The 23,980-nt window shown below is 75.1% G+C and carries 18 protein-coding genes; 9 read left to right on the forward strand and 9 right to left on the reverse strand.

Translation table 11 applies throughout. The features are described from left to right. Positions 1-326: 326 nt before the first annotated feature. A complete protein-coding gene (locus ACU610_RS05005) occupies positions 327-1,205 on the reverse strand; it encodes a universal stress protein (RefSeq protein WP_446766615.1) in 879 nt (292 codons plus the stop codon). A 122-nt stretch (positions 1,206-1,327) separates the two neighbouring features. On the opposite strand from ACU610_RS05005, the gene ACU610_RS05010 reads away from it, so the two are divergent. Next, the gene (locus ACU610_RS05010; RefSeq protein WP_446766616.1) at positions 1,328-2,335 is read left to right on the forward strand and encodes an Acg family FMN-binding oxidoreductase; all 1,008 of its coding nucleotides are present in this window, start codon (positions 1,328-1,330) and stop codon (positions 2,333-2,335) included. Positions 2,336-2,434: 99 nt separating this feature from the next. Here the strand turns inward: ACU610_RS05010 and ACU610_RS05015 are convergent, their stop codons facing one another. The 4 genes from ACU610_RS05015 to ACU610_RS05030 all read right to left on the reverse strand — a co-directional run bounded on the left by ACU610_RS05015 (position 2,435) and on the right by ACU610_RS05030 (position 4,431). Then, a complete protein-coding gene (locus ACU610_RS05015; RefSeq protein WP_446766617.1) occupies positions 2,435-3,232 on the reverse strand; it encodes a DUF998 domain-containing protein in 798 nt (265 codons plus the stop codon). Beyond that, positions 3,220-3,669: a hypothetical protein gene (locus tag ACU610_RS05020; protein ID WP_446766618.1), complete on the reverse strand. Its 450-nt coding sequence runs from the start codon at positions 3,667-3,669 to the stop codon at positions 3,220-3,222. The genes ACU610_RS05015 and ACU610_RS05020 overlap by 13 nt, the downstream gene beginning before the upstream one ends. Positions 3,670-3,842: 173 nt before the next feature. After that, positions 3,843-4,043: a hypothetical protein gene (locus ACU610_RS05025; protein WP_446766619.1), complete on the reverse strand. Its 201-nt coding sequence runs from the start codon at positions 4,041-4,043 to the stop codon at positions 3,843-3,845. A 73-nt stretch (positions 4,044-4,116) separates the two neighbouring features. After that, positions 4,117-4,431: a hypothetical protein gene (locus ACU610_RS05030; protein WP_446766620.1), complete on the reverse strand. Its 315-nt coding sequence runs from the start codon at positions 4,429-4,431 to the stop codon at positions 4,117-4,119. A 113-nt stretch (positions 4,432-4,544) separates the two neighbouring features. Here ACU610_RS05030 and ACU610_RS05035 point away from each other — a divergent pair, with 113 nt between their 5' ends. Beyond that, positions 4,545-6,863 (forward strand): ExeM/NucH family extracellular endonuclease, encoded by a 2,319-nt coding sequence (locus tag ACU610_RS05035; protein ID WP_446766621.1) that lies wholly within the window; start codon positions 4,545-4,547, stop codon positions 6,861-6,863. Between the two features lie 102 nt (positions 6,864-6,965). Here the strand turns inward: ACU610_RS05035 and malQ are convergent, their stop codons facing one another. Then, the gene (gene malQ / locus ACU610_RS05040; protein WP_446766622.1) at positions 6,966-8,798 is read right to left on the reverse strand and encodes a 4-alpha-glucanotransferase; all 1,833 of its coding nucleotides are present in this window, start codon (positions 8,796-8,798) and stop codon (positions 6,966-6,968) included. Positions 8,799-8,930: 132 nt separating this feature from the next. On the opposite strand from malQ, the gene ACU610_RS05045 reads away from it, so the two are divergent. The 7 genes from ACU610_RS05045 to ACU610_RS05075 all read left to right on the forward strand — a co-directional run bounded on the left by ACU610_RS05045 (position 8,931) and on the right by ACU610_RS05075 (position 20,835). Then, the gene (locus ACU610_RS05045) at positions 8,931-10,598 is read left to right on the forward strand and encodes a thiamine pyrophosphate-binding protein (protein ID WP_446766623.1); all 1,668 of its coding nucleotides are present in this window, start codon (positions 8,931-8,933) and stop codon (positions 10,596-10,598) included. A gap of 196 nt (positions 10,599-10,794) precedes the next feature. Beyond that, the gene (locus ACU610_RS05050; RefSeq protein ID WP_446766624.1) at positions 10,795-12,345 is read left to right on the forward strand and encodes a putative bifunctional diguanylate cyclase/phosphodiesterase; all 1,551 of its coding nucleotides are present in this window, start codon (positions 10,795-10,797) and stop codon (positions 12,343-12,345) included. 519 nt (positions 12,346-12,864) lie between these two features. Continuing rightward, complete coding sequence (locus ACU610_RS05055; RefSeq protein WP_446766625.1) at positions 12,865-13,914, forward strand: TIGR03885 family FMN-dependent LLM class oxidoreductase; 1,050 nt, start codon at positions 12,865-12,867, stop codon at positions 13,912-13,914. After that, positions 13,911-14,444 carry a GNAT family N-acetyltransferase gene (locus ACU610_RS05060; protein ID WP_446766626.1) on the forward strand — a complete coding sequence of 178 codons (534 nt, stop codon included), beginning with the start codon at positions 13,911-13,913 and terminating at the stop codon, positions 14,442-14,444. Before ACU610_RS05055 ends, ACU610_RS05060 begins: the two co-directional genes overlap by 4 nt. 213 nt (positions 14,445-14,657) lie before the next feature. Then, complete coding sequence (locus tag ACU610_RS05065; protein WP_446766627.1) at positions 14,658-17,537, forward strand: Pls/PosA family non-ribosomal peptide synthetase; 2,880 nt, start codon at positions 14,658-14,660, stop codon at positions 17,535-17,537. Positions 17,538-17,916: 379 nt separating this feature from the next. Further along, complete coding sequence (locus ACU610_RS05070) at positions 17,917-19,074, forward strand: heparan-alpha-glucosaminide N-acetyltransferase domain-containing protein (RefSeq protein WP_446766628.1); 1,158 nt, start codon at positions 17,917-17,919, stop codon at positions 19,072-19,074. Between the two features lie 90 nt (positions 19,075-19,164). Beyond that, positions 19,165-20,835, forward strand: a complete 1,671-nt coding sequence (locus ACU610_RS05075) for an alpha-amylase family protein (RefSeq protein ID WP_446766629.1) — start codon at positions 19,165-19,167, stop codon at positions 20,833-20,835. Here the strand turns inward: ACU610_RS05075 and ACU610_RS05080 are convergent. The 3 genes from ACU610_RS05080 to ACU610_RS05090 form a co-directional block, all read right to left on the reverse strand. Next, the gene (locus ACU610_RS05080) at positions 20,787-21,590 is read right to left on the reverse strand and encodes a 4'-phosphopantetheinyl transferase family protein (protein WP_446766630.1); all 804 of its coding nucleotides are present in this window, start codon (positions 21,588-21,590) and stop codon (positions 20,787-20,789) included. The genes ACU610_RS05075 and ACU610_RS05080 overlap by 49 nt on opposite strands. A gap of 4 nt (positions 21,591-21,594) precedes the next feature. Further along, complete coding sequence (locus tag ACU610_RS05085; RefSeq protein ID WP_446766631.1) at positions 21,595-22,746, reverse strand: heparan-alpha-glucosaminide N-acetyltransferase domain-containing protein; 1,152 nt, start codon at positions 22,744-22,746, stop codon at positions 21,595-21,597. Positions 22,747-22,814: 68 nt separating this feature from the next. Next, entirely contained in the window at positions 22,815-23,972 is a 1,158-nt protein-coding gene (locus ACU610_RS05090; RefSeq protein WP_446766632.1) for a threonine synthase, read from the reverse strand. Positions 23,973-23,980: the final 8 nt, after the last annotated feature.

The following is a 23,980-nucleotide window of genomic DNA, read 5'->3' on the forward strand; positions in this document are numbered from 1 at the left end:
TCAGCTGCTCCCGGTCACCGCCGCGTGGTGTAGGTGAACAGCGGCGACACCCCTCCCTGCGAGGACTCCGCGGCCAGACGGGTGAACCCGGTCGGCGGGGTCACCCCGTTCGCCACCCGGACGGCCCGGGCGCCTGTGGCGTCGACCTGGGCCGTGCCGAGGAGCTCCCGCCCCGTGCCGTCGGCCCGGGTCGACCCCCGTTGTCGTCGGCAGCCCCCTCGCCCGGACCGGCAACGGGGGGATGCGCCGACTCCGTGGCAGAGCGGGGGTTGCGGACAGGCGCCGCGTGGGGGGTGCGCGCCCCCAGTCCAGGGGAGGGACGCGGGTCAGCCGGCCGCGCGGGCGGGGACGACGAGCACCGGCCGGTGCGCGTAGTGCAGCAGTGCGCGGGTGACGTGGCCGACCAGGGTGTCGCGGGCGCCCCCGCGGCCGCGGCTGCCCACGACGACCACCCCTGCGCGGCGGCGGGCGGCCTCGTCGGCCAGGGTCGCCGCGGTGGCCCGCGGCCGGCCGGCCCGACCGGAGCAGCGGACGGTGATCAGCTCGATGCCCTCGACGGGCGACGGGGCGGGGGAGCCCTGGGACTCCTCGACGGCGACCATCAGCCGCTGCCGGTGGGGGAACAGCGTGGTGGCCGCGGTGAGCGCCCGCTGGGCGTGCTCGGAGCCGTCGGTGCCGACGACGACCGGGCCGGACTCCACCGCCGCCCACTCGACGGTGGTCATCGGGTGCGGTACGACGAGCACCGGCACCGGGCTGACGTGCACCACCAGCTCCGACACGCTGCCCATCGAGGCGCGCATGCCGCTCATCCCGCGCGAGCCGACGACCATCAGGTCGGCATCGACCTCCTCGGCGGTGCGGGCGAACTGGTAGCCGTCACCGCCGAAGGTGCGCTTGACCAGCGCCTCGGCCTCCCAGCCCGCGGCCCGCGCGAGCTTCACGCCGTTGCCGGCCAGCCGTTCGGCCTCGGCCCTGCCCTCGGTCTCCAGCAGCCGGCCCAGCGCCTCGGCGTTGGCGGCGCGCTCCATGACACGGTGCCGCAGCTCGGGGGAGGTGAACGGCGGTTCCCAGAGGTTCAGGATCGAGACGGAGGCCGAGGGCAACAGCGCCGCAGCCGCCTCGATCGCGTTCACCGCGCTGGGCGAGCCGTCGTAGCCGACCAGGACGCGCGGGCGCCGGACACCGGTGTCGGGTGCGCTCATGGCGGGCATCGTCCTCCGGGCGGGCCGTCCCCGGGAAGGTCCCGGGACCATCGACCTGGCGCCACCCATGGGCTAGGCACGAGGTCCCTGGGCGCCGTCGTCCCGGGTGGGGAGGAGCGCGCGTGGACGAGCAGCAGTGGACGGCGGTGGTGGCAGCTGCCACCCGGGCACCGTCGATCCACAACACCCAGCCCTGGCGGTTCACCGCCACCGGTGACCGGCTCGACCTGCACCGAGACCACGAGCGCGCGCTGCCGGTGCTCGACCCGACCGGCCGGCAGCAGGTCATCAGCTGCGGGGTGGCCGCCGAGTTCGCCGCCGTGGCGCTGCGCGCGGCCGGTGTCGAGGCCGAGATCGAACTGCTGCCCGCGTCGGAGGACCCCGACCACCTGGCCACCGTGCGAGCCGGGGCGCCGCGCGAGGTCACGTCCGCCGACGCCGCGCTGGCCGAGGCGATCGGCCGGCGGCACACCGAGCGGTCGCCGTTCCTGCCGCGCGCCGTCCCCGAGGGGCTGCTGGAGCGGGTGGAGGCCGACGCGGGGCCGCTCGGGGTGTGGGTCAAGACGGTCACCGGCTCCGACGAGGAGGTCGCGACCGCCTTTCTCGTCTCCCGCGCCGAGGAGCTGGAGCGCAGCTCCCCGGAGTACCTCGCCGAGCTGGAGCGGTGGCTGCGCACCGACCCGGCTGCGGTGGACGGCATCCCGGTCGGCGCCGTCCCGGAGGACGACCCGGCGACGCGGCCGTCGAACTGGCTGGTCCGCGACTTCGTCGCCAGCAGCCGTACGCCCCGCACCTTCCTCCCGGCCGGTGACCCGGCGGCACCCCCGCCGGAGGTCGAGCGGCCGACCGTCGTCCTGCTGGGGACCGAAGGCGACGACCGGACGGCGTGGCTGCTGGCCGGCCGGGCGCTGGGCCGGCTGTTGCTCACGGCGACGGTCGAGGGGCTGGCCACCTCGCCGCTGACCCAGGCGCCGGACTGGCCGGCCACCCGCACCCGGATGCGCAGCCGGCTCTCGCTGGTCGGCTACCCGCAGATGCTGCTGCGGATGGGTTACCCGTCGACGGCCGGCGGTCCCGTCTCGGGACGGCGTCCGGTCAGCGAGGTGCTGCGGTTCGAGCCGGCGAGGTGACGGGCGGCCCCTGCAGGTGGCTGGGCCCCTCCTCCCACCACGCGCACGCTCGCGGCGGGCCGCTGGAGGCGGCCGTGTGGCGGGGCGGGAGATCCGCCCTCAGTCGCGGCGCCGGGAGGCGGTCCAGGGGTCCTCGGGGTCGAAGTCGTCGTCGGGCTCGGCGTCGGTCTGCGTCCGGACCGGCTCGGGGCGGGTGACGGCGACCTCCAGGGCCGCGTCGCGCTCACGGGCCCGCTCGGCGCGCTCGGCCCGCTCCCGGGCGCGCAGTTCGCGGCGGGAGGGGCGCGAGTCGGCCTGCGGGCGCCGGCTGAGCGCCCACAGCCCGGCGCCGGCCAGCGCGAGCCCGATCGGGATGGGGTAGGCCGAGGCCCGCTCGGTGCCGCCCTCGCCGAGGAGCTCGGTGATGCCGAGGGCGAAGAAGACCGTCATCGCGGTGCTCAGCAGGCCCAGCAGTGCCAGCGCCGTCCCCAGGACCTCCGAGCGCGGCCGGGCGCCGTAGGCCAGTGCCAGCAGCCCGAGCCCGCCGCCGACGAAGTGCAGCCCGGCACCGGCCTGGTGCAGGTCCTCCTGGCTGCCGAGCGGGAAGAGCCCGACCAGGACCACCCCGACGGCGGCCGCGGTGAGGAAGGCCGGCACCATCCGGCCGCCGAGGCCGGCCAGCGCCGGGCGCAGCAGGACCGCGCCGGCGGCGATGAGCACGCCCTGGACGACGAACGAGGCGTTCATCAGCAGCGGCGCCGCGGAGACCGTCGAGCCCAGGTCGCTGATGAGGTCGTCGGCGCGGCTGTACGAGCCGCCGGTCTGCAGCTGCACGACGGTCTCGACGACGAAGAACTGCAGGGTCAGCAGCCAGGCGATCGCGCCCCAGCGGTACCGGGTGGGAGTCACACCGGCCATGGTCCCAGCGCGGCGTCCGGGTTCGGGGGCAGGTGGGCGAGGACGGCGTCGTACTGCTCCGCGGACAGCCAGGAGGGGTTGCTGCCGGCCGGCATGCGCAGGACCTCGGCGTCGCGGGCGGCCTGGTCGGCCAGCAGGTCGGCGCGGGCGACGGGGGAGGGCAGCCGGGTGAGCCGGACGGGGACGACCGGTCCGCCGTCGCGCTCCTCGGCCCCGCCGGTCGTCTCGCCCAGCGCGTGCACGCCGGGGGCGGCCCGGCCGCTGACCCACAGCAGGCACGGCTGGCCGGCCTGCACGAGGTCCAGCCGGTAGGAGCGCCGGACGCAGCGGGTCAGCTCGTGCGCCGTGCCCACCCGCCATCCGGGCTCGATCAGCTCCGGCGGGCGGGTGGACTTCAGCACCCAGCAGGCGACGTCCCCCGGTTCCAGGCGGGTCAACCGGACCTCCTCGGACAGGGGACGGCACCTGGCCGCGGTCGCGGGGGCGGGGTCGCCCGCGAGGGTCGTGCCGGGGCGCGGAGGGCGGAGCCCTCCCGGCGTGGTGCGGCGGTAGGGCTCAGCGCCCGTCGGGGACGGCACCTGGCCGCGGTGTCGGCCGGGAGGCCGACAGGTCAGTCAGTGGCGGAGTGCTGCTCAGCGCCCGCGGGGTCGGCGTCGTCGGCGTCCACCATCTGCCGCTCCTGCTCGGTGCGGTGCTGCAGCGCGTCGTCGTTGGGCCGCGCGTAGCCCCCGGCGTGCTCCTGACGGTCGCGCGGGGCGGACTCCGTCGTCTCCATGACGTCGTCGAGGTTGGGACGGTCGGGCTCGCTCACGGGTCTCTCCACTTCGTCGAGGACGGTGCGTCGGGAGAGGCCATAGCCACCACGAGACGGTGGTAACCCGTGATCAGCGTTGCTCGAGCAGGCCGGCGGGGACCCACGCCTCGACGAGCACGGTGCCCTGCGGCCCGGCCACGGCGTAGGTGACCCGGCCGGACCAGCCGCCCTCGTCCTGCCGCCACTCCACGAGCAGTCCCGGCCACACACCGGGGGCCCCGGGCGGGTCGTGCACCCAGCAGTGCCGGCCGCGCGCCCGGTCGTGCCGGGACGTGGCGGCCGACGGCGGGGGAGGCGTCTGGGGCTCGGGCGGGCCGACGCCCGAACGCACCGCGCGCTCGCCGAGGGAGCGACCGGACCGCCCGGGGTGCATACCGCCAGCCACGCGCAGAGTGTCGCACGAGGTCGAACGCCTGTTCGACGCGAGCGCCGGGTCGCGGCGGACGGTGACCAGGGGATCGTCCGGTCGTCACCGTCGTCCACCGGGAGGTCCGTCCCGTGCAACCACCCACCCGTCCCGGCCGCGGCGCCGGCCGTGCCGCCGTCGGCGTCACCGCCGTCGGACTCGCGGTCGCCGGCCTGCCGGCTCTGGCGACCGCCGCGCCCCCCGCCCCGCACGTCTCCGACGTCCACTACGACAACGCCGGCACCGGCTCGGGCGAGATCGTCGGGTCCGAGAGCACCCCGGCGGGCCGGCCCCTGTCGCGCACCCAGGCCGCACCGGTCTGGTCCGGTCCCGCCGCGGCGACGAGGGGAGTGGTCGACGGCGTCGGCGAGGACCCCGCGCCCGAGCCGGTCGACGTCTGCGCGGCCCCGGTGACGCACCCGATCGGGGCGGTCCAGGGCAGCGGCGCGGCGACGACCCTGGCCGGGCGGACGGTCACCCTCCGCGGCACGGTCGTGGGCGACCTGCAGGGACCCGACGGCTTCGAGGGCTTCCACCTGCAGGACGCGGGGGACGGCGACCCGGCCACGTCCGACGGCGTCTTCGTGCTCAGCACCGTCCCGGTCGCGCTCGGCGACGAGGTCGCGGTCACCGGGGTGCCCGGCGAGTCCTCCGGCCAGACGCAGGTCACCGCGAGCACCGGGGTCTCCGTCTGCGCCGACGACCTGCTGCCCGAGCCGGCGCCGGCGTCCCTCGACCTGCCCGCCGACGACGCCGCCCGGGAGCGGCTCGAGGGCATGCTCGTGCAGCCTGCCGACGCGCTGACCGTCAGCGAGGTCTTCGCGCTCACCCGGTACGGCGAGCTGACCCTCGCCGAGGGCGGCGTGCTCGTGCAGCCCACCGAGGTCGCCAGCCCGGGCACCCCCGAGGCCGCCGCGGTGGTCGCCGGCAACGCCGCCCGTAAGGTCCTGCTCGACGACGGCCGGGACGACTCGAGGTCCCTCACCGACCGGCCGTACCTCTCCCCGGACAGCCCGGTGCGGGTCGGCGACGTCCTGGACCTCACCGGGCCGCTGGTCCTCGGCTACGGCTTCGGCGAGTGGCGGTTGCAGCCGGCCGACGGCACGGCGGACGGCGTGTTCGAGCCGGACGACACCCGCACCGAGGCGCCCGGGCCCGTCGGCGGCGACGTCCGGCTGGCGACGTTCAACGTGCTCAACTACTTCCTCACCTTCGGCGACACGGGGCGCGGTGCCGAGAACCAGGAGGAGTTCGAGGAGCAGGCCGGCAAGATCGTCCCGGCGATCCGGGCTCTGGGCGCCGACGTCGTCACGCTGCTGGAGATCGAGGACACCGACACCACGGGGCTGACCCCCGGGAACGCCGACACCGCGCTGGCCGACCTCGTCCGGCGGCTCGACGAGGCCGCGGGTGCCGAGGTGTGGGCGTACGTGCCGCTGCCGCAGGAGCTGTACGCGGTCCCGCGCGACGCCATCCGCAACGGGATCGTCTACCGCACCGACCGCGTGCAGCCGGTCGGCGACCCGGTCGGCCTGGCCGACGAGAGCGTGTGGGCCAACGCCCGCGAGCCGCAGGCGCAGACGTTCGCCGCGGACGGCGACGCCTTCACCGTGGTGGCCAACCACTTCAAGTCCAAGAGCCCCGGCGACGCCACCGGCGACAACGTCGACGACGGCGACGGGCAGGGGCAGTGGAACGGCGACCGCGTCCGGCAGGCCCGGTCGGTCGCGGCCTTCGCCGCCGGGCTGGCGCAGCGCACCGGCGACCCGGACGTCGTCCTGATGGGCGACCTCAACGCCTACAGCCAGGAGGACCCGGTCGAGGAGCTGCGTGCCGCCGGCTGGACCGACCTCGGCGAGCGGTTCGACCCCGGCCGCTACAGCTACGTCTTCGACGGGCTGTCCGGCTCCCTGGACCACGCACTGGCCACCGCCGCCCTGACCGCCAAGGTCACCGACGTCGTGCACTGGAACGTCAACTCGGTGGAGTCCCCGGCCTACCAGTACGACGGCGACCCGGCGCTCTACGCCGCCGACCCGTACCGATCCAGCGACCACGACCCGCTGGTCGTCGGGATCGACCTCGACGAGCGCTGCCAGGGCCTGGTGCCGACCGTCACCGGCACCGAGGGGGACGACGTCCTGCACGGCACGAACGGCCGGGACGTCGTCATGGGCCTCGGCGGGGACGACGAGCTGCGCGGCGGCAACGGCGACGACGTCCTCTGTGGCGGGGCCGGGACGGACACGGTCGCCGGGGACAACGGGGCCGACGTCCTGCTCGGCGGCCTGGGCGACGACGCCCTCGACGGCGGTAACGGCGACGACACGCTGGTCGGCGGCCCCGGCGAGGACCTCCTCCAGGAGGGGCGCGGCAGCGGCACCCGGGAGCAGGAGGGGCCCGCCGCCTGACGAAGGACCCTCCTGCCCCCACGGGGTCCTTCTCCTGCGGGAGGGCCGGTCCACCACGTCGTTCGGCCGGTGCGGACCCCCCGGGTCCGCACCGGCCGCGGCTCAGGAGCCCTTGATCCCCTCGGCGAGGGTCTGCGCGACCGTCTGCAGCAGCGGGTGCGCCGGGAGGTCCTCCACGAGCACCGGCAGCGGTAGCGACCAGTTGGGCCGGTCGGTGGTGCCGGGCATGTTCGGCCGGCGCCGCTCGCCGACGGCGTCGTCGAGGGTCGCCGAGAGCAGCAGCGACGGCGCCCGGGCCAGCAGCTCGTGCGCCCGCTTCACCGCCGTCTCGGGCCGGGCGTTCTTCCGCAGGCCGGGCAGCTTCTCCAGCAGCGACGTCCGGCCCCGCTCGAGCTCGTCGTCGGTCCCGGTGCCGTACTCGCGCTGCTCCTCGAGGTCCGCCCCGGTCCACAGCCCGGCCACGGTGGGCAGGTCGTGGGTGGTGATGGCGGCCATCGCCTCGCCGGGCCACTCGGCGGGGTCGTCGTCCTCGAACCACAGCAGCCGGTAGCTGAGGATGCCGTGCTCGGCCATCGCCTCGCGGACGCCCTCCTCGACGGTGCCCAGGTCCTCGCCGACGACGACCGCCTGTGCCCGGTGGCTCTCCAGCGCGACGATGTCGAGCAGGTCCTCGGCCGGGTAGCGCACGTAGGCGCCGTCCGCGGCGCTCTCACCGGAGGGCACCCACCACAGCCGGAACAGGCCCATCACGTGGTCGATGCGCAGGCCCCCGGCGCCGGCCATCGTGGCGCGGATCGACTCGATGAACGGCTCGTAGTCCGCGGCGCGCAGCTGCCACGGGACCAGCGGCGGGGAGCCCCAGTCCTGGCCCTGCGAGTTGAAGGCGTCCGGCGGGGCGCCGACGGTCGCGCCCTGGGCGAGCACGTCCTGCCAGGTCCAGGCGTCGGCGCCGCCGCCGGCGACGCCGATCGGCAGGTCCTGGATGACGGTCATGCCCTCGGTCGCCCGCTCCAGCTGCAGGTGCAGGCACCACTGCAGCCAGGCGTGGAAGGCGACGTCGCGTTCGTGCTCGGCGACGAAGTCTCCGACGGCGCCGCTGCGGGGGGCGCGCAGCTCCTCGGGCCAGGTGTGCCAGTCCGGGCCGTGGACGTCGGCCAGCGCGCACCAGGTCGCCCAGTCCTGCAGCTTCTGGCCCTGGTGCCACCACCAGTCGGGGAAGGCGGGGTCGTCGCGGCCGGAGGCGTCGAAGACCCGGCGCAGCACGTCGCGCTTGCGCGCCCAGATCGCGTCGCGGTCGATGAGCTCGCCGTCGGCCAGCCCGCGGCCGGCCTCGCTGCCGAGGTCGACGGCGCCCGCGCCGGGCACCTCCTCGACCCGCAGGTACACCGGGTTGCGGAACCGCCGGGTGGCCGGCAGGTAGGGGCTGGCCTCCTGCTGCGGCGTCGGGGCGACGGCGTGCAGGGGGTTGATGAGGACGAACCCGGCGCCCTGGTCCGCGGCCATCTCGCGGACCGCGCGCAGGTCGGCGAGGTCGCCGATGCCCCAGCTGCCGCGGCTGCGGGTGGCGTACAGCTGCACCGCCCAGCCCCAGGCGCGCTCGTCGGGCAGCCAGCACCGGCCGGGGGAGACGACGAGCCGGCGGCGCGACCCGCCCGGGGCCTGCAGCCAGTGGTAGCCGAGCGGGAAGTCGTCGGGCAGCTCGCCGTCGACGTGCCGGGTGGAGCCGTCCTCGAGGGTCACCTCGGCCTCGTCCACCTCCAGGACGTCGCCGGGGCGGGCGACGATGGGGGCGCGGTCCTCGAGGTCGGCCGGCGGGGTGCCGATCACCTCGCGCAGCCGCTCGATGGTGGCCTCGGCGACCTGGTGTTCCTCGTCGGAGGCGTCGAGCCAGCTGGCGTCGATGCCCCACTCGTCGGTGGTGGGAGTGCGCGTCACGCCTCCGATACTCCCCAGCCCACCCGCCGCCCACACGGCACACCGCGCGTGGTGCTGCTCTCGCTCCGGTCGCGCCGCCCGGGCCGCGTCCGAGAGCATCGACCCGACGTCCCGGCTGCCCCGAGGAGAGCGATGAGACCCCAGCGCGGCGTGGGCACGACGGGTGCGGACCACCTGGTCGGGGCCCTGCAGGACCTCGGCGTGGACACGGTCTTCGGACTGCCCGGGGTGCACAACCTCGCCGTGTGGGAGGCGGCCGCCGCGGCCGGGGTCCGCGTGGTCGGCGTCCGGCACGAGCAGGCCGCCGTCTACGCGGCCGACGGGTACGCCCGCGCGACCGGCCGGCTGGGCGTGGCCGTGGTGACGACGGGGCCCGGCGCGGCGAACACCCTCGGCGCCACGGGCGAGGCCATGGCGTCGGGTGCGCCGGTGCTCGTGGTCGCCACCGACATCCCGTCGACGCTGCGGCGTCCCGGCGTGTACCGGGGTGTCCTGCACGAGACCCGGGACCAGGCGGCCATGTTCGTGCCCGTTACGAAGGCCACCGTGGTCACCTCGGCGGTGCCGGACCTGTACGCCGACACCGTCCGTGCCGGCTCGGCCGCCCTGCGCGCGCCCACGGGGCCGGTCCACCTCGGCGTGCCCACCGACCTCCTCGGCGCAGCGGCGGGCGGCGTGGTCCGCACTCCGCTGCCGTCCGCCCCCCGGCAGCCGGTGGACGAGGACGAGCTGGCCCGCGCCCGCGAGCTGCTCGCCCGGGCCCGCCGCCCGCTGGTGTGGGCCGGCGGCGGGGCGCTCCGGTCGGGGGCCGGCGACCTCGTCGGCGACCTCGCCGTGCGCCTGGCCGCTCCCGTCGTCACGACCTTCGGCGGGCGCGGCCTGCTGCCGCCCGACCACCCGTGCCTGGTGCCCGGCCCGCCGTACGTCCCCGCCGTCGGCCGGCTGTGGGACGAGGCGGACCTGGTGGTCTCCCTGGGCAGCGACCTCGACGGCACCAACACCCAGAACTGGGCCATGCCGCCCCCGCCGGCGCTGCTGGCGGTCAACGTCGACCCCGCCGACGCGGCGAAGAACTACCCGGCCGACGTCGTGGTGACCGGCGACGTGGCCGCCGTGCTCGCCCGGCTGCTCGACGGCCTGCCCCAGCGGGACGGCCTCCCCGCTCTCCGCGCGGCCCACGACGCCCTGGCCGGCGAGGTGCGGGCCCTGGTGCGGGCGGAGGAGCCGCAGGCGGAGGCCCTGCTCGACGCCCTCGACCGGGTGTCCGACCGGACGGGGGTGCTGCTCGCGGACATGTGCATCGCCGGCTACTGGGCGGCGGCCTTCGCCCGCGTGCCGGGGCCGCGCCGGCTGGCCTACGCGCTGGGCTGGGGGACGCTGGGCTACGCCTTCCCCGCCGCCATCGGGGCGGCGGTCGCCGGCCGGGGCCGGGCCCTGGTCCTCGTGGGTGACGGTGGCTTCCTGTTCGCCTGCGGGGAGCTGGCCACCCTCGCCCAGGAGCGGCTGCCGGTCACCACCGTCCTCGTCGACGACGGCGGGTACGGGATGCTGCGGTTCGACCAGGTGCACGCCGGCGTCCCGACGCGCGGCGTGGACCTGCTGACCCCGGACTTCGTCGCCCTCGCCCGGTCCTTCGGCGTCCCGGCCCGGGCGGTGGACGGCTTCGGGGAGGAGTTCGCGGCCGCGCTGGCGGAGAGCCTCGACGCCTCCGGCCCCGACGTCCTCGTGGTGCAGGCCGCGCTCACCCCGCCGCCGTCCACCTCGCCGCGCTGGTACCGACGGCGCCAGGCGCCTCCGTGACCGACAGCACCCGGCTGCTGGTCCACCCGCCGCTGCTCGGCCCGGCGGTGCTGCACTCGCCGACGACCCGGGCCGGGTCGCGGACCTGCTCGGCTGACCGGGCTCACCCCTGGGGGGTGGGGCCGGGGCGGTTCGCTCAAGCGGCGGGGCCGGCGCGCCGAGACCGACGGGGACGCTCCCCGACGGAAGGCCAGCAGTGGACGACGCACCGGCACGGCCCCCGGCCCGCGGCCTGCAGATCGCGGTCCTCTCCGGGGTGCTGGCGGCCACGCTGACCGCCGCGCACCTCGCCGCCGCACGGCTCGCGACCGGCTCCGAGCAGGTGCTGCTGCACCTGCTGCTCAGCGGCGGCGCGGCCGCGGGTGCGGCCGCGCTCGCCGCCCGGCGGGTGCGACGCACCGAGGCCGACCTGGCCCGGCTGGCCTTCTCCGACGTCCTGACCGGCCTGGCCAACCGGGCGCTGTTCACCGACCGGCTCGAGCTCGCGCTGCGCCGCACCGCGCGCAGCGGCGGCGAGGTGGTCGTCGTGTTCCTCGACCTCGACGGCTTCAAGGCCGTCAACGACAGCCTGGGTCACGCCGCCGGGGACCGGCTCATCCGCGAGGTCGGCCGGCTGCTGCAGTCCGCCGTCCGCACCGAGGACACGCTCGCCCGGCTCGGCGGCGACGAGTTCGCCATCCTCGTCGAGCGCTCGCCCGGCGTGGAGGAGGCCACCCGGATCGCCGAGCGGGTGCTCGCCGCGCTCGACGGACCCGTCGACCTGGGTGGGCAGCGGGTCACCGTCTCGGCGAGCATCGGCATCGCCACCGGGGACGTCGCGGCGACGGCGTCCTCCCTGCTGCGCGACGCCGACAACGCCATGTACTGGGCCAAGGGCTCGGGGCCGGGCCGCTACGTCGTGTTCAACCCGCAGATGCGCTCGGCCGCCGCGGAGCGCCGCCAGCTCGAGGCCGACCTGTGGGCCGCGGTCGCCGGCGGGGAGTTCCGGCTGGTCTACCAGCCCGTCGTCGACCTGGGCAGCGAGCGGGTCACGGGCTTCGAGGCGCTGCTCCGCTGGGAGCACCCGACCCTCGGCGTCGTGCTGCCCGAGCGGTTCCTGCCGGTGGCCGAGGAGATCGGGCTGGTCCCCGACATCGGCCGGTGGGTCCTCACCGAGGCGTGCGTCGCCGCGGCCGCCTGGCGCCGCGACCACCCGGCCGCGGCCGACCTGTCCATGGCGGTCAACGTCTCGCCGTCCCAGCTGGGGTCGCCGCGGCTTCTCGAGGACGTGCGGACGGCGCTGGCGGCCAGCGGGCTGCCGCCGTCGGCCCTCGTGCTGGAGCTGACGGAGTCGGTGCTGGTGCGTGACCCGGTGCTGGCCGCCGAGCGGCTGCACGAGCTGCGCGGCCTCGGCGTGCGGGTGGCGCTCGACGACTTCGGCACCGGCTACTCGTCGCTGTCGCACCTGCGGCAGTTCGCCGTCGACATCCTCAAGATCGACCGGTCGTTCGTCGGCACCATCGACGACGCCGAGTCGATGCCGGCCATCCTGCGCGGGCTGATCAACCTGGGGCACACCCTCGACCTGGAGATCGTCGCCGAGGGCATCGAGGAGGAGCGTCAGCGCACCCACCTCCGCGACGGTCAGGTCGCACTGGCGCAGGGCCACCTGTTCGCCGCGCCGCTCGAGCACACGGACGCCGAGCTGCTGCTGCTCGGCGGTGCCAGCACACCCACCGAGGGAACCGACACCGCCGCCCCTGCCTGACGTTCGGCCGCACGCCTGCCCTCGTCGTCCCCTCGTCGTCGATCATGGGCTTGCTGCAGTCCCGCGCGGCGCGTCTTCGCGTGTCGCCAGCGGCAACCCCATGATCGGCTCGGTGGGGCCACCGACTGCGCCAACCTGTGCTGCCTGTGCCGCCGGCACCACCGGCTCAAGACCCACGCCCCCGGCTGGACCTGCACCACGACCCCGGACGGCATCCTCACCGTGCGCGCCCCAGCGGGGTGACCCGCACCAGCCGGCCACCGGGCCTGCAACTCACCGGCCCTCGGGTCCTCACCCGCCCACCCGACCGGCCCGAACAGCCACCGCCGCTGCACGACCCCGCCGACGACCCGCCACCGTTCTGACCCCACCGCCCCGAGCCCCGCGGCGACCACGCCCGTCGCGGGCGGGGTGACAACGCGCGAGCTGCCCGGGTGTGCAGCCGACCGGCCGGGTCACCTGGCGCTGCTCGGGCCGAGTCCGCAGGTAGCCGCCGCGACGACGGGGTAGGGGCCCGGCATGACGGTGATCGGGTTCCACAACTCGCACGAGCAGGTGCACCCCGCCGAGCTGCTGCGCGCGGTCCAGCACGCCGAGGAGGTGGGCTTCACCGCGGCGATGTGCTCCGACCACCTCGAGCCGTGGAACGAACGCCAGGGCCACTCCGGCTTCGCCTGGTCCTGGCTCGGCGCCGCCCTGGCCACCACCGGGCTGCCCTTCGGTGCGGTCAACGCCCCCGGCCAGCGCTACCACCCGGTGATCGTCGCCCAGGCCGTCGCCACCCTCGGCGCGATGTTCCCCGGCCGCTTCTGGGTCGCCCTCGGCTCCGGCGAGGCCATGAACGAGCACGTCACCGGGCACGTCTGGCCCCGCAAGGAACTGCGGGACGCCCGGCTGCGCGAGTGCGTCGACGTCATCCGCGCGCTGCTCGCCGGCGAGGAGGTCAGCCACGAGGGCCTGGTCACCGTCGACCGCGCCCGCATCTGGACCCTCCCTGAGCAGCAGCCGGCGCTCATCGCCCCCGCCGTCACCGCCGCGACCGCCCGCCGGCACGCCGAGTGGGCCGACGGGCTGGTCACCATCAACCAGCCGCACGACACCCTCCGCGAGCTGATCGACGCCTACCGCGGCGCCGGCGGGCAAGGCACGCTCACCATCCAGGTGCACGTCTCCTGGGACCCCGACCCCGACCGCGCCCTGGACATCGCCCACGACCAGTGGCGCAGCAACGTCTTCCCGCCGCCGCTGTGCTGGGACCTCGACACCACCCGCGCCTTCGACCAGGCCAGCGCGCACGTGCCGCCGGAGGCCGTGACGCAGGCGGTGCGCGTCTCGGCCGACCTCGGTCAGCACGCGGAGTGGATCGCCGAGTACGTCGACCTCGGCTTCGACCAGGTCTACCTGCACCACGTCGGCAAGGAGCAGCTGCCCTTCCTCGACGCCTTCGGCCGGCACGTCCTCCCGCAGCTCGACGTCACCCGGCCGGCGCCGGCGGTGGCGATCGACCCGGAGGGCCCACCGGAGCCGCGCCGTCCTCACCAGGAACCGCAGCCGGCCGTGCTCCCGTGAGCGGGCACGTCACCGTCCGCCTCGTCAGCCAGGACGACGTCCCCGCCCTCACCGCGCTGGTCGCGGCCAACCGCGAGCACCTGGCGCCGTGGGACCCCACCCGCCCGGAGGAGTACTGGACCGAGGAGTTCCAGCGGCAGGACACCGCACGGCTGCTGGACCTGCACCGGCTCGGCGGCATCCTGCCCGGGGTGGTCGTCCTGGACGGCGAGCCGGTCGGGCGGATCACCGTGAACAACGTCGTCCGCGGCGCGTTCCTCTCCGGCGACCTCGGCTACTGGATCTCCGGGCACGCCACCGGCCGCGGGGTCGCCACGGCCGCGGTCGCCGCGATGACCCGATGGGCGTTCGGCGAGGTCGGCCTGCACCGGCTGCAGGCCGGCACCCTCCTGCACAACGCCGCCTCGCAGCGGGTGCTGCGCAAGAACGGGTTCACGCCGATCGGCGTCGCCCCGCGGTACCTGCGCATCGCCGGCGAGTGGCAGGACCACCTGCTCTTCCAGCTGCTCGACGAGCCCGGGGTGCGATAGGGGCGCCGAGGGTGGAGGCCGTCGCCCTGCTGCTCGTCGGCCGCGCGGGGACGGCCCGGCCCGACCGGGTGGCGGGCCGTCGTGACGTCCACGGCGGCGGGCGGATCTCGACGCGCACGTATCTGGGAACACGTGGGCCACGTCTGTATGTGGACGGACCCCCGACGGGTTGTCCGAACACGTCTCGAGGTCCCCCTGTCCCGAGGAGCCCGCGTGCTGGTGGAGAACGTCCACGCCCTGACAACTGGTCCCATCGCCTCATCCGCCGGTGGTGCCGGCAACGCCGGTCCCACGACCGGCGCCGAGCGGACCCCGGCCGAGGCCATGGCCGCGGTGTTGGCGGAGGTGCTGCAGGTCGAGTCCGTGGCGGTCGACGCCCACGTCTTCGAGGACCTGGGCGCCGACTCGATGGTCATGGCCCGCTTCTGCGCCCGGGTGCGCAAGCGGGACGACCTGCCCTCGGTCTCGATCAAGGACGTCTACCAGCACCCCACCATGCGCGACCTGGCGGCGGCGTTCGCGCCGGCGCCGGCCGCCGACCCGGTGGAGACCGCGCTGGCCGCGGTGTTGGCGGAGGTGCTGCAGGTCGAGTCCGTGGCGGTCGACGCCCACGTCTTCGAGGACCTGGGCGCCGACTCGATGGTCATGGCCCGCTTCTGCGCCCGGGTGCGCAAGCGGGACGACCTGCCCTCGGTCTCGATCAAGGACGTCTACGCCCACCCCACCATCCGCGACCTGGCCGCGGCGTTCGCCGACGCGGCACCGCGGACCGCCGCCGCATCGGTCGCGCCTGCGGACGAGGCGTCGTCCGGGGTGGCGCTCCAGGCGCCTGCGCCGGCCACCACGGCGGCGTACGTCCTCACCGGAGCCCTGCAGCTGCTCCTCATCTGCGGGTACGCCTACGTCCTCGCGCTCGGCTTCCAGCTGACCTTCGACTTCATCTCCGCGGGCGGGAGCCTGGTCGACACCTACCTGCGGGCGACGCTGGCCGGTAGCGCGGCCTTCATCGCCGCCTGCCTCTTCCCGATCGCGGTGAAGTGGACGCTCGTCGGGCGGTGGAAGCGCCAGGAGATCCGCGTCTGGACGCTCGCCTACGTCCGCTTCTGGCTGGTCAAGACGGTGACCACCCTGAACCCGATGGTCCTGTTCGCCGGCTCGCCGATCTACTCCCTCTACCTGCGGGCCCTGGGCGCGAAGGTCGGGCGCGACGTCCTGATCCTCACCCGCCACGCGCCGGTGTGCGCCGACCTCATCACCATCGGCGACGGCACGGTCATCCGGAACCACACGTACTTCACCGGCTACCGGGCTCGGGCCGGCGTCATCCAGACGGGCGCGGTCACCCTCGGGCGCAACGCGTTCGTCGGTGAGAAGTCGGTGCTCGACATCGAGGTCTCGATCGGCGACGGAGCCCAGCTCGGCCATGCGTCCTCGCTCCACGCCGGCCAGGCCGTGCCCGCCGGCGAGCGGTGGCACGGGTCCCCGGGGCAGCCGACCCAGTCCAACTACCAGACGGTCGAACCGCTCCGCATCAGCCGCCGCAGGGCGGTCACGTACACGGCGATGCAGCTGCTGCTGTGGTTCCTCGTCTACGTGCCGGTCACGGCCGGGGGCACGATCCTGCTGCTCGAGGGGGTCCCGTGGCTCGCCGCCCTGCTGGAGCCGGGGTCGCTGGCGATGGCCGGCGGCAACTTCATCGTCGTCGTGCTGGTGGCGTCCCTGGTGGTCTTCTTCGGCGGGATGCTCCTCAGCCTCCTCGTCGCCGGCACCGTCCCCCGACTGCTCAACCGGGCTCTGGAGCCGGGCCGGGTCTACCCGATCTACGGGATCCACTACTCGGCGCACCGGGCGATCACGCGCCTGACCAACCGCCGGTTCTTCATGGAGCTCTTCGGCGACAGCTCCTACGTCGTCCACTACCTGCGCTGGCTCGGGTACCAGCTCAGGCCGGTGGTGCAGACCGGCTCCAACTTCGCCTCGGAACTGGTGCACGAGAACCCGTACCTGTGCTCGGCCGGCAGCGGCACGGTGGTCGCCAGCGGCCTGCACTTCGTCAACGCCGACTACTCGAGCACGTCGTTCCGCCTCTCCCCGGCGAGGATCGGCGGGAACAACTTCCTCGGCAACGACATCGTCTATCCCGCCGGCGGCCGGACGGGGGACAACTGCCTGCTCGCGACGAAGGTCCTCGTCCCCATCGACGGGGAGGTCCGGGAGAACGTCGGGCTGCTCGGGTCGCCGAGCTTCGAGATCCCGCGCACCGTCGACCGGGACAGCAGGTTCATCCGCATGGCCCACGACGAGGAGTTCCCGCGCCGCCTCGCCGCCAAGAACCGGCACAACCTCCTCACCATGGCGTACTGGCTGCTGGCCAAGTGGGGCTACTCCTTCGGGCTGACCCTGGTGGGCCTCCTGGCCGCGGACTTCTACGCCGACCTGGGGGCGGCCGCACTGGCCCTCGGTGAGGTCGCCGTCGTCCTCTTCACCCTGTTCTACGTGGCGTTCGTGGAGCGGTGGTCCACCGGGTTCCGTGGTCTGGAGCCGAGGCACTGCTCGATCTACGAGGTCGGCTTCTGGCAGTCGGAGCGCTTCTTCAAGATGCAGGCGGGGCCGGGGCTGAACGCGGTCTTCACCGGCACCCCGTTCCAGTCCTGGTTCTGGCGGATGCTCGGTGTCCGGCTCGGCAGGCGGCTCTTCGACGACGGCGGCGGCATGTCGGAGAAGACCCTGGTCACGATCGGCGACGACGTCACCATCAACGCCGGCTCGTTCATCCAGTGCCACTCGCAGGAGGACTACGCGTTCAAGTCCGACCGGGTCTCGATCGGCTCGGGTTGCACCATCGGCATCGGCACGACGGTCCACTACGGCGTGACGATCGGCGACGGTGCGGCGCTCGCCCCCGAGTCCTTCCTCATGAAGGGCGAGGAGGTCCCGGCGCACGAGCACTGGGGGGGCAACCCGGCCCGGGAGATGCGCGAGACCCTGCCGGCCGTGGCACTGCGGCCCGCGGCGCTGCCGCAGCTGCCGGCCCCCCGGCCGGCCGGGGACGACGCCGGCGAGCTCGTCGGCGCCGGGGCGGACCACCGGTGAGCGGAGGCCCTGTGCCATGGGCGTCCTGACGGACACTGACCGGTACCCCTGACGGGGGTGCTCGCCGCCGGTGGCCCACCGCGATCCCGCGGTGGGCCACCGGCGGCGTCGGCGTCTCCGGGCGCGTGACCTCGATCCCGCCGCGGCGGGGCCCGCCGGGCCCGGAACGGCTTGCGGCGGACGTGTATCCGGAGCCGCCCCGGCGGCCTCTTATGGGGGAGCCGCGGGCCGCTGGATGCAGGCCGGCCGGCGCCGTGCACCCCGAACGAGGAGATCCTCCGTGACCTTGCGCCCGAGCGCGGCTCCGGTCGCTGTCCGACCACCGGCTGCTCCCGCCCCCGTCCGACCACCCGCGGCTCCGGCTGCCCGGTCGTCCCGGGTGACCGGGGTGGACCTCGCCCGCGGACTGGCGCTGCTCGGCATGATGGCCAAGCACGTCTTCGACGACGTCACCGAGCACGGCCCCACGGCCACGGGGCTGATCGCCTCGGGCCGGGCCGCGACCACCTTCGCCCTGGTCGCCGGGGTCAGCATCGCCTTCCTGTCCGGAGGACGACGCATCCTGCACGGCCGGGCCCGCACCGCCGCGGCCGCCGGCCTGGCCGTGCGCGCGGCCATGATCGGGGCGATCGGTCTGCTCCTGGGCTTCGCCGGGGCCGACATCGAGCTGATCCTGGCCTACTACGCCGTGTTCTTCCTGCTCTCCATCCCGCTCCTGGGGCTGCGGCCGAGGACACTGGCGCTCCTGTCGGTCGCCTTCGCCGCGCTGGGCCCCGTGCTGCTGTTCGCCACGGACGGCATGGGCCTGCCCGACTCGGGCACCTACGAGCCGACCTTCGTCACCCTGGCGACGGAACCGCTCGGCCTGCTGGTCCAGATCCTCGTCACCGGTGACTACCCCGCGGTGGTGTACATGGCCTTCGTGTGCGCTGGGCTCGCCATCGGCCGGCTCGACCTGACGTCCCGGCGGGTGGCGGGGTGGCTGCTCGGCGGCGGGGTCGCGCTGGCTGCCGCCTCGCAGGTGGCGTCCCGCGTCCTGCTGTACCCGCTGGGCGGCCTCGACCGGCTCATCGCCTCGAGCGACCTGCACGGGGACCGCGCGGCGATCGCGACGCAGCTGCTGTGGGACCCGCCCGACACGTCGTCGTGGTGGTACCTGGCGCTGCCGGCCCCGCACGCCCACACGACGCTCGACGTGACCAACGTGCTGGGCTCGGCCATGGCCGTGCTCGGGGCCGCGCTCCTCCTGACGCGGATCCGCGCCCTCGGGCGCCTGCTCGGCCCGATCCGGGCGGCAGGCACGATGACCCTGACCCTCTACAGCGCGCACATCCTGCTCATCGCCCTGGGGGTGTTCGAGGACTGGGAGATCGCGCAGTACCTGCTCCTCGTCGTCTCCTCGATCGTCTTCGCCGTCCTGTGGAGCCGCGTCCGGACCCAGGGGCCGCTGGAGAAGCTGGTGGCGACGATCTCCGGTGACGTGCGGCGGGCCGTCCTGCCGAACACCCCGGCGCCGGCCAGGACGGCGAAGGCGTAGCCGTCCTCGCCCCGCTGACCGCCGAGGCGCAGGTCGCACCCGAGGCCGATCTGCGGTAGGGACGGGGCACGCCGAGGAGAGGACGCCGGGATGCGCATCACCGACACCGCGGACCTGTGGTGGAAGAACGCCGTCGTCTACTGCCTGGACGTCGAGACCTACCTGGACTGGGACGGCGACGGCTGCGGCGACCTGGCCGGCCTCGCGCAGCGCATCGACCACCTGGCCGACCTCGGCGTGACCTGCCTGTGGCTGATGCCCTTCTACCCGACCGCCGAGCGGGACGACGGCTACGACATCACCGACTTCTACGGGGTCGACCCGCGGCTGGGCACCCACGGTGACCTGGTCGAGGTCATCCGCACCGCCCACGACCGCGGCATGCGGGTCATCGCCGACCTGGTCGTCAACCACACCTCGATCCGGCACCCGTGGTTCCAGCGGGCCCGGCAGAGCCGCGACGACCCGTTCCACGACTTCTACGTCTGGCGGGACGACGAGCCGCCGGACACCTCCGACCAGGTCGTCTTCCCCGACCAGGAGAAGAGCATCTGGACCTTCAACGAGCCCACCGGCGAGTGGTACCAGCACCGCTTCTACAAGGAGCAGCCCGACCTCAACGTGGCCGACCCGCGGGTGCGCGACGAGGTCGCCAAGGTCATGGGCTTCTGGCTGCAGCTCGGGCTGTCCGGCTTCCGCGTCGACGCCGTCCCCTTCTTCCTGGAGGTGGAGCCGGACCACGGCGGGGACCTCCCCGACCCGCACCAGTACCTGCGCGCGCTGCGCCAGCTGCTCGGCCGCCGCACCGGGGACGGCATCCTCCTCGGTGAGGTCAACCTGCCGCACGAGCAGCAGGTCGAGTTCTTCGGCGGCGCCGACGGCGACGAGCTGACGATGCTCTTCGACTTCGTCGGCATGCAGGCGCTGTACCTGTCGCTGGCCCGGGGGGACGCCGGTCCGCTGATCAAGGCCCTCACCGACCGCCCGGCCGTCAGCCCGGACAGCCAGTGGGCGACCTTCGTCCGCAACCACGACGAGCTCACCCTCGACAAGCTCACCGACGACGAGCGCCGGGAGGTCTTCGCCGCCTTCGGCCCCGAGGAGCGCATGCAGGTCTACGGCCGCGGGCTGCGTCGCCGGCTGCCGCCGATGCTGGACGGGGACCCGCGCCGGGTGCAGATGGTCTACAGCCTGCTCTTCTCCCTCCCCGGCACCCCGGTGCTCTTCTACGGCGAGGAGATCGGCATGGGGGAGGACCTCTCGGCTGAGGGCCGGCTCGCCGTCCGGACACCGATGCAGTGGACGTCGGGCCCCAACGGCGGCTTCTCCACCGCCGACCCCGACCGGCTGCCCGGCCCGGTCGTCGACGGCGGCTTCGCCCCGCGTTTCGTCAACGTCGCCGACCAGCGCCGCGACCCCGAGTCGCTGCTGTCGTTCGTGAAGCTGCTCATCCGCCGGTACCGCGAGTCACCCGAGCTGGGCTGGGGGGCCTTCACCGTCCTCGAGCAGCCGCACCCGGAGGTGCTGGCCCACCTGTGCAGCTGGGACGACGGCGCGCTGGTCGCCGTCCACAACCTCGGCGCGCAGCCGCGCACCGTCCCGCTGACCCTCGAGGGCTGCGACGCCGGGCACCGGCTGGTCGACCTGCTGTGCGACGGCGAGGAACCGGTCGACGGGGACGGCGGGGTCGAGCTGACCCTCGACGGCTACGGCTACCGGTGGCTGCGCGTGGTCGGCCCGGACGACCGCCGGCTGGTCTGACGCAGCAGCGGCCCGGCGTCGCGGTGCACGACGTCGTCCGGAGGGGTGCCCAGGCCCGCCAGCGCGGCGACGAAGCCGGGCGGGGCGGGCAGGTCGCGCAGCCACACCGGCTCCCGCCCGTCCCGGTACAGGACCCGGGGCGGGGTGGACGGCGGGGTGAGGACCAGCCCGTCCGGCGGGACGTCCAGCCCCTGACCGGTGGCCTTGAGCACGGCCTCCCGGCGCACCCAGCAGACGGTGAAGGCCCGCGGTTGCACGGCGGCCGGCAGCCGGGCCACGTGCTCGCGCTCCGCGTCGGACAGCGCGCAGGAGGCCATCTCCTCGAGCTCACCGGGCGCGAACCGGCCGATCTCCTCGACGTCCACGCCCACCCGGCCACCCGGCAGGACGGCGACGACGACGCAGTGGCCCGAGTGGGAGATCGAGAAGTCCGGGCCGTCGGCGTCGGCGAGCCGGGGCCGGCCGTGCGGCGAGCCGCAGGTGGTGCAGGTCCGGTCGATCCGCAGGTCGGCCGGCGGGGTCCCGAGCGCGGTCCCCAGCACCATCCGGGCGACCGCCGCGCCCGCCGTCATGCGCTGCCGGTCGGCCGGCCGGGCCAGCCGCGCCCGGCGGGCCAGGTCGGCCTCGCCGAGCAGCGCGTCGTGCTCCGGGCGGACGTCGCCCGGCCGGGCCCACCACACCTGGCAGACGCCGGGCAGCGGCGCGAGGTCGGGGCCGGACCGCGGCCAGGGCGGCCGGCCGTAGCAGGGGCGCACCGGGTCACCTCCGGTCCACGGCGCCCGCGGGGGACGCCGGACTGTTGAGCACCGCCTGCCGGGCCCGTCCCGCGGCACGGCCGACCAGTTCCTCCAGCGGGCCCTGCGCCCGCCAGTGCCGCCAGAGGACGGCGAACACCATCGCGGAGACGACGAAGAAGAGGTACTGCACCGCCTCCGAGTCCTCGAACACCCCCACCGCGACGAGGAGGACGTGTGCGCTGTACAACGTGAGCGTCATGGCTCCGGCGGCCTCCACGGGCGCCAGCACTCGTCGGAGTGCGGAGATCCGCGTCAGGAGGAGCGAGGCACCCAGCACCGCCATGGCCGACCCGACGGAGTTCAGGGCGTCGAACGTCGTGTGCGAGTGCGGAGCGGGCAGCGCCAGGTACCACCACGAGGACGAGCCCTCGGGGGCCCACAGCAGCGTGGTGGCGATCTGCGCCCGGTCGCCCCGGAGCCCGTCCGCGGCGATCAAGCGGTCCAGGCCGCCGAGCGGGTACAGCATGACGCGGGACGCGACCTGGGTGGCCACTGCGAGCGCGACGCCGCCGCCGAACAGCCATCCCGCGACGCGGCGTGAGGTCAGGTCGAGCCGCCCGATGGCGAGCCCCGCGCACAGGTAGGCCATGTACACCACCGCGGGATAGTCCCCACCGGCGAGGATCTCGCCCAGGAGCCCGAGCGGGTCGGTCACCAGGGTCGTGAAGGACGGATCGCCGATGTCCGCATCAGGGAGGTCCACGTTGTCCGTGGCGAACATCAGGACTGAGCCCAGCACGATGATCGCCGCCGTGAGGAACCCCAGCGTCCTGGGCCTCAGGCCTAGGAGCGGGATCGCGAGCAGGAAGAAGACGGCGTAGTACGCCAGGATGACCTCCAGCCCGGAACCGGCGTACCCCAGCAGCAGGCCGATCGTCCCGATCAGCAGGGCACGGACCGCCAGCCCCACCGCGGCCGCCCGACGGGGGCGCCCGTGCAGGATCCGCCGTCCGCCGGACAGGAAGGCGAGGCTCACCCCGGCCACCAGCACGAACGTGGTCGCCGACCGGCCGGAGGCGATGATGCCCGTCGCGGTGGGGCCGTTGGCGGTGACGTCCTCGAAGACGTGCTTGGCCATCATCCCGAACAGCGCGAGTCCGCGGGCGAGGTCCACGCCGGTCACCCGACCCCGCGCGGGTGGCGCCTCCGGCGCCGCGGGTGGAGACGGGGACGCGCAGGAGGTCACCGGTCCATCCCGCCGGCCAGGACGCGCTCGACCTCGTCGAGGCTCTCGACGACGGCGACGCGGTGTGGGTCGGCCGGGCCGGCGGCGGCCTTGCCGCGGCCGGTGACCAGCAGGACGACGGTCTCCGACCGGTCGACCATGCCCTGCGCGACGGCGATCTCCAGCCCGGCCAGTGCAGCGGCACCCGCGGGTTCGGCGCCGACACCGGCACGGCGGGCCAGCGTCCCCACCGCAGCGGCGAGTGAGTCCTCGGAGACCGCCACCATCGCCCCGTCGTCCCGGCGCACCGCGTCCAGCACGGCGTCCCCGATCGCCGGCCGCAGCACGGCGATGCCGTCGGCCGCCGTGGCGGCGGGGTCCAGCTCCGCCGGGCCGGCCGGCGTGCCGAGCCAGGCGCGCACCAGTGGCTGGCAGTGCTCGGCCTGCACCCCGACCAGGCGGGGCCGCCGGGGAGCCAGGCCGCAGCGGACGAGCTCGTCGAAGCCCTTGTCCAGCGCCACGAGCGTCGGACCGTCGCCCACCGGGGCGACGACGACGTCCGGGATCACCCGACCCAGCTGTTCCCACACCTCGAACGCCACCGTCTTCTTGGCCTCGAGGGTGACCGGGTTGGCGCCGGTGTTGCGGTCCAGCCAGCCGAACGCCTGGGCGGCGTCCCGGGAGAGGTCCGTGGCGGCCGCGTAGCCGGCCGGCACCTGGAACACCCAGGCGCCGGCCTGCGTCATCATCGCGATCTTCTCCGGCCGGCAGCCGAGGGACACGAAGATGACCGCCCGCAGCCCGGCCGCGGCCGCGCCGAAGGCCGTGGAGACCGCCGCGTTGCCGGTGGAGGCGGTCGTGATCGTGTCGATCCCCCGCCGCAGGCCGTCCTCGATCACCAGTGCGGTGGCGCGGTCCTTGTTCGACGTCGTCGGGTTGCGCGTCTCGTCCTTGATCCACAGGCGCGGCGTCCCCGTCTCCTGCCGCAGGGCCGGGGCGGGCAGCAGCGGCGTGCCACCGATCGGCAGCGGGTACCGCACCGGGCCGTCCGGCACCGGGAGCAGGTCCCGGTACCGCCACATGGTGAAGGAGGCGGGCCGGTCCTGCGGCACCAGCGCCGGTCCGTAGTCGTACTCCAGCCACTCGCAGCCGGCCACGACGGCCGACCCGGTCATGCTCCCCA

The sequence above is a fragment of the Geodermatophilus sp. URMC 61 genome (genome assembly GCF_052931555.1).

Coding starts and splice junctions, on each gene's coding strand:
- ACU610_RS05045 (WP_446766623.1), top strand. CDS start 8,931: ATGAGACCCCAGCGCGGCGTGGGCACGACGGGTGCGGACCACCTGGTC.
- ACU610_RS05015 (WP_446766617.1), bottom strand. CDS start 3,232: ATGGCCGGTGTGACTCCCACCCGGTACCGCTGGGGCGCGATCGCCTGG.
- ACU610_RS05055 (WP_446766625.1), top strand. CDS start 12,865: ATGACGGTGATCGGGTTCCACAACTCGCACGAGCAGGTGCACCCCGCC.
- ACU610_RS05090 (WP_446766632.1), bottom strand. CDS start 23,972: ATGACCGGGTCGGCCGTCGTGGCCGGCTGCGAGTGGCTGGAGTACGAC.
- ACU610_RS05075 (WP_446766629.1), top strand. CDS start 19,165: ATGCGCATCACCGACACCGCGGACCTGTGGTGGAAGAACGCCGTCGTC.
- ACU610_RS05005 (WP_446766615.1), bottom strand. CDS start 1,205: ATGAGCGCACCCGACACCGGTGTCCGGCGCCCGCGCGTCCTGGTCGGC.